The organism is Kitasatospora sp. MY 5-36 (assembly GCF_001182915.1).
Taxonomy (GTDB): Bacteria; Actinomycetota; Actinomycetes; order Streptomycetales; family Streptomycetaceae; genus Kitasatospora.
In genome coordinates this window covers 1-7453 of the sequence record NZ_LFVW01000176.1, presented here as the reverse complement: position 1 = coordinate 7453, position 7453 = coordinate 1, and the positions used below count along the sequence as shown (strand labels likewise).

4 protein-coding genes are annotated in these 7453 nt (G+C 74.2%); 2 read left to right on the top strand and 2 right to left on the bottom strand.

Annotation, left to right across the window (positions count from 1 at the left end; translation table 11 throughout):
• Window positions 1–165: 165 nt before the first annotated feature.
• Window positions 166–1146 (bottom strand): ribokinase, encoded by a 981-nt coding sequence (locus tag AE652_RS13225; protein WP_082345694.1) that lies wholly within the window; start codon window positions 1144–1146, stop codon window positions 166–168.
• A 125-nt stretch (window positions 1147–1271) separates the two neighbouring features.
• Here AE652_RS13225 and AE652_RS13220 point away from each other — a divergent pair, with 125 nt between their 5' ends.
• Window positions 1272–2264, top strand: a complete 993-nt coding sequence (locus AE652_RS13220) for a LacI family DNA-binding transcriptional regulator (RefSeq protein ID WP_049651518.1) — start codon at window positions 1272–1274, stop codon at window positions 2262–2264.
• A gap of 87 nt (window positions 2265–2351) precedes the next feature.
• Here AE652_RS13220 and AE652_RS13215 read toward each other — a convergent pair whose 3' ends face one another.
• The gene (locus AE652_RS13215) at window positions 2352–3698 is read right to left on the bottom strand and encodes an MFS transporter (RefSeq protein WP_049651517.1); all 1347 of its coding nucleotides are present in this window, start codon (window positions 3696–3698) and stop codon (window positions 2352–2354) included.
• Between the two features lie 953 nt (window positions 3699–4651).
• On the opposite strand from AE652_RS13215, the gene AE652_RS13210 reads away from it, so the two are divergent.
• Window positions 4652–7453: type I polyketide synthase (locus tag AE652_RS13210; protein WP_049651516.1), on the top strand; the 2802-nt coding region annotated here is incomplete at its 3' end.

Here is a 7453-nt window from a genome sequence, read left to right as displayed (position 1 = left end):
GTGCCGGCGGCTGTCGGGGTGGCGCCAGGTGGCGGTGCCGCTCGCGTTGGTCTGGGCGTTCTCGAACAGTCCGAGCTTGAGGTTGCGCATGGGGTGTTCTCCGTTGAACTGGTGGTGCGGGGGAACCGGGGTGCTGAGCGGACCGGGCGTGGGGGCCGGGGACCGTCAGGGTGCTACGGGAACGGCGGGGGCGTCGAGGACCGCGCTGGTCGCGTCGGGGAGCGGGGCGGGTGCGCCGAGGGGGCCGGCGGCCGCGTCGAGCTGCGCCGCGGAGGGCATGGCGGACTGGGCGCCGAGCCCGGTGACGGCCAACGAGGCCGCGCGGACGGCTCGTTCGGCGGCGGCGAGCAGGTCGGCGCCACGGGCGAGGGAGTCGGCGAGGGCTCCGCAGAAGGTGTCGCCGGCGCCGACGGTGTCGACGGCGTCCACGACGGGGGCCGGCAGGTGCACGGCGGGACGGCCGGGCTGTTTGACCAGCGCCCCGTCCGCGCCGAGCGTCACCACGACCGCCCGGCAGGGCAGGGCGGCCCGCTCCAGCAGTTCGCGCGCCCCGTCGGGGCCGGCGGGCGGCTCCGCGCCGAGCAGGGCGGCGAGTTCGCCGAGGTTGGGGACGAGGACGTCGACGGCGGCGAGCACCTCCGGGGCGACCGGGCGGGCCGGGGCCGGGTTGAGGACGACGGTGCCGCCCTGCTCCCGGGCCCGCAGCACGGCGGCGGCGACCACCTCGGCGGTGATCTCGTGCTGCACCAGGACCACCTCGCCCGCGGACCGGGCCAGCCGCTGCGGCAGGTCCGCGACGGACAGTTCGGCGTTGGCGCCCGGGTTGACCACGATGGTGTTCTCGCCGGCCCGGTCGACCACCACCGAGGCGATCCCGGTGGTGCTCTCCGGTGCCGGGCGCACCGCCCCGACGTCCACTCCTTCGGCGGCGAGCGCCCGCAGGATGGCGTCGGCGTCCGGGCCGACCCGGGCGACCATCCGCACCCGCGAGCCGAGCCGGGCCGCCGCGACGGCCTGGTTGGCGCCCTTGCCGCCGACGCCCTCCACGAAGCCCCGCGCGAGCACGGTCTCGCCGGGTCGCGGCAGGTCCTCGACGGTCAGGACGAGGTCGCGGTTGATCGAACCGACGACGGTGATGGGCGGCATCTGCACTCCTTGGGAGATCGATCTCCCACACTGTGGACCAGGCCCCCGGAACCGTCAAGTACCCTCGTGCTGCGTATTCCGCGAGCTCAGCCGAGCCCGTTCCCGACCGCGAAGGACCGCCCCACGTGACAGCGCCCCGACTCCTCGACGTGGCCGCGGCCGCCGGTGTCTCCCGCGCGACCGCCTCACGCGTCCTGGCCGGCACCCAGCGCAACGTCGACCCCGAACTCGCCCGCCGCGTCGAGGAGGCCGCCCGGCACCTCGGCTACCGCACCAACCACTCCGCCCGGGCGCTGCGCACCGGCACCACGGGCACCATCGGCGTGGTCGTCCCCTCGCTCGCCAACCCGTACTTCGTCCAGCTCGCCGACGCCCTCGCCCAGCAAGTCCGCGCCGCCGGCGGGCAGTTGGTGGTCTCCGACGCCGCCAACGACACCGCCGTCGAGGCCGAGCAGATCGAGACCCTGCTCGGCGGCCGGGTCGACGGGCTGCTCGTCGTCCCGGTCTCCGCCGGCGCGTCCGGCCCCGCCGTCCGGGCCGCCGCCCAGCGGACCCCGGTCGTCCTGTTCGACCGCTGGGCCACCGGCTCCGGCACCGTGGCCGTCACCCTCGACAACACCGCCGCGATGCGGCTGCTCCTCGACCACCTCGAAGGCCTCGGCCGCCACCGGATCGCCCTGGTCGCCGCCGACCAGGCGTCCTCCTCCGGCGCGGAGCGCCTCGCCGCCTTCACCGGGGCCCGCGGCGCCGACGCCACCACCGTCCTGCTGCCCAGCTTCACCACCGACGCCGGGCGCACCGCGGGCCGCCGGATCGCCGAACAGCACGCCGGGATCGACGCCGTGGTCTGCGGGGCGGACGTCCTCGCGGTCGGGCTGGTCAGCACCCTGCAGCGCTCGGCGATCCCCGTCCCCGGCCGGATCGCCGTCACCGGCTTCGACGACACCGAGATGCTCGAACTCCTCGACCCGCCCATCACCTCGATCCGCCACCCGCTCACCGCCATGGCCGAGCGCGCCCTGACCCTCCTTCAGTCCCCGGCCCGTGAACGGTCGGAGCGGGTGGAGCGCTTCGCGCCGCAGCTGGTGGTGCGCTCCTCCACGGACGCCGACGCCTGAGCGGGCGAGAGGCGGCCCCGGTGTGCGGCGCGCACCCCGGGGCCGCCTCCCGGCGGGCCGCTCCGGCCCTCGACCGGGCGGGACCCCTCAGGCCTTCCGCCGCACCGCGATGACGGCCGCGCCCAGCACGCAGGCGACGGCGGCGGTGACGTAGGCGAGGTGGTAGCCGCCGAGCTGGTCCGAGCTGGTCCCCGCGACCAGGACCATCACCGCGACACCCGCGCTGGCGCCGATCTGCTGCGTCACGACGTTCACCGCGCCCGCGACGGCGTGCTGCTGCTCCGGGACGCCGGAGAGCCCGGCCGTGGTCATCGAGGGGAAGTTCAGCCCCTGGCCGATGCCGCTGACCACCAGGCCGGGCAGCACGTGCAGCACGTAGTTCCCGTCCTGCGGCGTGCCCAGCCACAGCCCGGTGCCGACGCCGATCAGGACCAGGCCGACGGCCATCAGCGTCCGCGGGGAGTACGTGGCCAGCAGCCGGCCGGTGACGAAGTTGGCGGTGAGGAACACCGCCAGGGACATCGGCACCAGCGCCAGGCCGGACTCGGAGGGCGAGTAGTGCAGCATCCCCTGGAGGTACAGCGGGGCGAAGAACAGCATCCCGATCGAGCCCGTGTACTGGAGGAACGCCGACAGGCTCGCGTCCCGCACCGAGGCGATCCGGAAGAGGCCGAGCGGGAGCACCGGGTCGGCCGTGCGGTGCTCCCGGACGACGAACAGCACCAGGGAGACCGCCGCGGCGGCCAGGACGGTCCACGCCGTCGCGCCGCTGCTGCTCACGCCGACCACGAGCAGGGTGAGGCCGAGGGTGCCGGTGATCGCGCCGGGCAGGTCCAGCCGGCCGCGGTGACCGGCGCCGTCGGGCAGTCCGACGCGGGTCGCGGCCAGCACGCCGACCCCGATCAGCACCGAGAACCAGAGCACCGAACGCCAGCCGAAGAACTGGGTCAGGACGCCGCCCAGCAGCACTCCGCCGCTGAAGCTCACGGCGCCGACGGCCGTGTACACGCTGATCGCCCGGTTGCGGGCCGGGCCGACCGGGAAGAGCGCGGTGAGCAGGCCCAGCGCGGCCGGCCCCGACAGGGCGGCGCCGATGCCCTGGACGGCGCGCGCGCCCAGCAGCGTGACGGTGTTCGGGGCCACCGCCCCGACCAGCGCGGACACGGTGAACAGGGCGACGCCGACCTCGAACACCCGCCGCCGCCCGAGGACGTCGGCCAGCCGGCCGCCCACCAGCAGGAAGCCGGCGAAGGTGACGGCGTAGGCGGTCATCACCCACTGGAGCGTGGTCTCCCCCAGGTCGAAGCGCTCTCCGACGGACGGCAGGGCGGCGTTGAGCACGCCGAGACCGCTCACGTCCAGGGCGAACGCCCCGGCCAGCACGCCGAGCGCCAGCCCCGGCCGACGGGCCGACTCGACCACGGTGGCGGTCATGCGGGCCCGCCCGGGAGCTCGCGGCCGAGCGCACGGCGCCGCGGGAGGGACCTTACTAAGGAGCTGTCGGCACTGGCTGACGATGCATCAAGATTCTCAACTGCCATGCGGTCAGCTTGCATTGATCGCTCATCCGCTGTCCACCCCGCCCGGCGCGCATGGTACCGGCAGTCGACCCTTCCCCAGGTCATTCGATTTCCGTCGACCTCTACCCGACGGCGGCACCCACCACACATTCGTACATCTGTCGCATCGAGGAGATCGAATCGGACACTTTGTCGATCAAATCCCGCCAGCGCTTCATCCGGCCGTCGAAATACGCGATCCTTGAATCGATGAACGCGTAGTCGACACATCTCTCCGCACCCCGAGGGCGGATGAACATACCCGCGCTGCGGAATTCTCAGCAGCGGAAGTGGCCGGCAGCCCGACCGGCAGGAGCCGAACGCGTCGGCCAGAATTCCACAGTGTGCCGCTGATCAGTGAGCCGCTGAACGGCGACCACTCAAGCACCCCCGAAGACCCGACCCTCACCCCGTCCTGCCGCGCCGCGCGGTCGGCACCCCGAGTCCTTCCTCCTGTCGCGAGAGGAGCAGCGCTGCCCGACCGCACGTCCATGCATGTCATGTACAGACCTACTACCATGCCGGCAGGCTGACCGGCGCTGCCCCGACGCCGCCCACCCTCCACTCCGCCCCGACCGCCTTTCGTTCGCTCCACCGGATTTCCCGTTCACTTCACCGGACTTCCCGTTCACGTCGAGCGCGAACTCCGGAAACACCGGCCCCGTCCGCTCGCCGCCCCGCCGATTCCGCGACGGCCCCCGGCGCGGAGGACGGATCCCGCCGTGCCCCGCCCCCCTGTTCCCGGCTGCCCTGAAATCGGCGTCCCCCCCGACCGGCCGGCCGCGAAGCCCCGTCCTCCATTCCATCCGCCCTGCTGAGGGAGTCGCCATGCCCCACGAGCGCGCAGCGCGAGACATCACCGACGTCACGGATTTCCTGCTGTCCCGCTTCGCCGAGCTGTCGGACGTGTCCGCGGCCTCGGTGGACCTCCGGGCGCCCATGCACCGGTACGGGCTGGACTCGTTGAAGTCGGTGAACCTCGCGGCCTCCCTGTCCGAGTACCTCGGCTGGCAGGTCCCGGCCACCTGGATGTGGCAGTACCCGACCCTGGACGGACTGGCCCGCGCCCTCGTCGACGGCCCGCGCGCCGCCGGGCCCGCCCCCGGCGCCGAGCGCCGCAAGCCCGCGCACGAGCCGGTCGCGGTCGTGGGCATCGGCTGCCGCTTCCCCGGCGGACCGGACCCGTCCTCGTTCTGGCGGCTGCTGGTCGAGGGCGGCGACGCCGTCGGACCGGTGCCGGCCGCCCGCCGCGAGCTGCTGGGCGACCGGGTGCGCTGGAGCGGGTTCATCGACGGCATCGACCGGTTCGACCCGCTGTTCTTCGGCATCTCGCCCCGCGAGGCCGTCCAGATGGACCCGCAGCAGCGCCTCGTCCTGGAGCTGTGCTGGGAGGCGCTGGAGGACGCGGGCATCGCGCCGGACAGCCTCGTCGGCACCGACACCGGCGTGTTCATGGCCTCCTGCTGGAACGACTACGCCGCGCTGGCGCACTACCGCGGCCCCGACGCCCAGATCACCCCGCACACCGCGACCGGCATCCACGACGGCATCATCGCCAACCGCGTCTCCTACGTCCTCGGCCTCCAGGGCCCCAGCATGGCGATCGACGCCGCCTGCGCCGGATCCCTGGTCTCGGTGCACGTCGGGTGCCAGTCGATCCAGCTGGGCGAGAGCGACCTGGTGCTGGCCGGCGGCGTCAACCTCAGCTTCGTCCCCGACTACTACACCGCCATGGACCAGCTGGGCGCGATCTCCCCCGACGGCCGCTGCAAGACCTTCGACGCCCGGGCCAACGGCACCACCCGCGGCGAGGGCGCCGGCGTCGTCGTGCTCGCCCCGCTGAGCGTGGCGCTGGAGCGCGACCTGCCGGTGTACTGCCTCATCAAGGGCAGCTCCTCCAACAACGACGGTCCCAGCAACGGGATGACGGCGCCCAACCCGCAGGCGCAGGAGAAGATGCTCCGCACCGCGTACCAGCGGGCGGGCATCGCCCCGGACCTCGTGGACTACATCGAGTGCCACGGCACCGCGACGCCCCTCGGCGACCCGATCGAGGCCAACGCCGTCGGCGCGGTCCTGGGCGGCGCCGACCGCGCGGCGCCGCTGAGGATCGGCTCCGTCAAGTCCAACGTCGGGCACCTGGAGGCGGCGGCCGGCATCGTCGGCCTGGCCAAGCTCGCACTGTCGATGCGCAACGGCGTCCTGCCGCCGAGCCTGCACTACAGCGCACCCAACCCGCAGATCCTGTTCGACGCGTACAACCTCACCGTCCAGGACCGGCTGACGCCGTGGCCGCGCCGCTCCGACGCCCGCCGGGGCGGCGTCAGCTCCTTCGGCTTCGGCGGCGCGATCTGCCACATCGCCGTCGAGGAACTGCCGCGCCCCGAGGCCTCGCTGCTGCTGCTGGCCGCGGACTCCCCCGCGGAGCTGGCCGAGCGGGCCCTGGAGTCGCGGGACGCGACCGACCTGCGCGCGCTCTGCCGCCGCACGCCCGGCGACGGCCGGTTCCGGCTCGCGGCCACCGCCCGCGACATGGCCGAACTCCGCACCGGCCTGGACGCCTTCGCCGCTGGCACCACGGCCCCCGGCCTGAGCGTCGGGGAGGTCGGGGAGCGGCCCGGCCGGCCGCGGGTGGCGTTCCTGTTCTCCGGCAACGGCTCGCAGTGGGTCGGCATGGGCCGCCAACTGCTCGCCGGCCAATCCGTGTTCCGCCGCTCCATGACGAGGTCCGACCGGCGGATGCGGGAGCTGCTGGGCTTCTCGCTCGTGGAGCAGCTGATGGACCCCGACGGCCGCCTCGACGACATGGACGTCTTCCAGCCGCTGCTGTTCTCCCTCCAGGTCGCGCTGGCCGAGACCTGGCGCTCGCTGGGCGTGGAGCCGGACGTCGTGGTGGGGCAGAGCGTCGGCGAGTTCGCCGCCGCGCACATCGCCGGCGCGCTCGACTTCGAGGACGCCTCCCGGCTGGCCGCCCACCACGGCCGGCTCCTCCAGCAGCTGGCCGTCGGCCGCGGCGAGGGCATCGTGGTGATGACCCCCGCGGACGAGGTCCGGCCGCACCTGACCGGCGGGCTCACCCTCTCCGGCCACAACGGCCTGAGCTCCACCCTGGTCACCGGCACCCCGCAGGAGATCGACGACCTCGTCCGGCGGCTGACCGACGCCGGCGTCGTCAACCACCGGGTGCGGATGGGCCACGCCCCGCACTCGCCGCTGGTCGACCACGTCCTCGCCCCGCTGAAGGCCGAGCTGGACGGCATCAGGCCGCGCACCGCCCGCGTCCCGATGATCTCGACGGTCACCGGCGAGCCGGTCGACGGCGCGGAGCTCGGGCCGGACTACTGGGCGGACAACCTGCGCCGGGAGATCCGGGTGGTCGACGCCCTGACCAGGCTGCGCGACCACGACGTCGACGCGGTGGTCGAGCTCAGCCCCCACCCCCTGCTGCTCAAGTCGGTGTCGGAGATCCTGCCGGCCGTCACCACCCTGCCCTCGCTGCGGCGCGGCGCCGACGAGGCCGCGACCCTGCTCGGCTCGCTCGGCGCCCTCTACGCGGCCGGACTCCCCGTCGCCGCCCACCCCTTCCTCGCGGGCGACCGCGGACGGCACGCCGCGCCGGGCGGCGGCGAG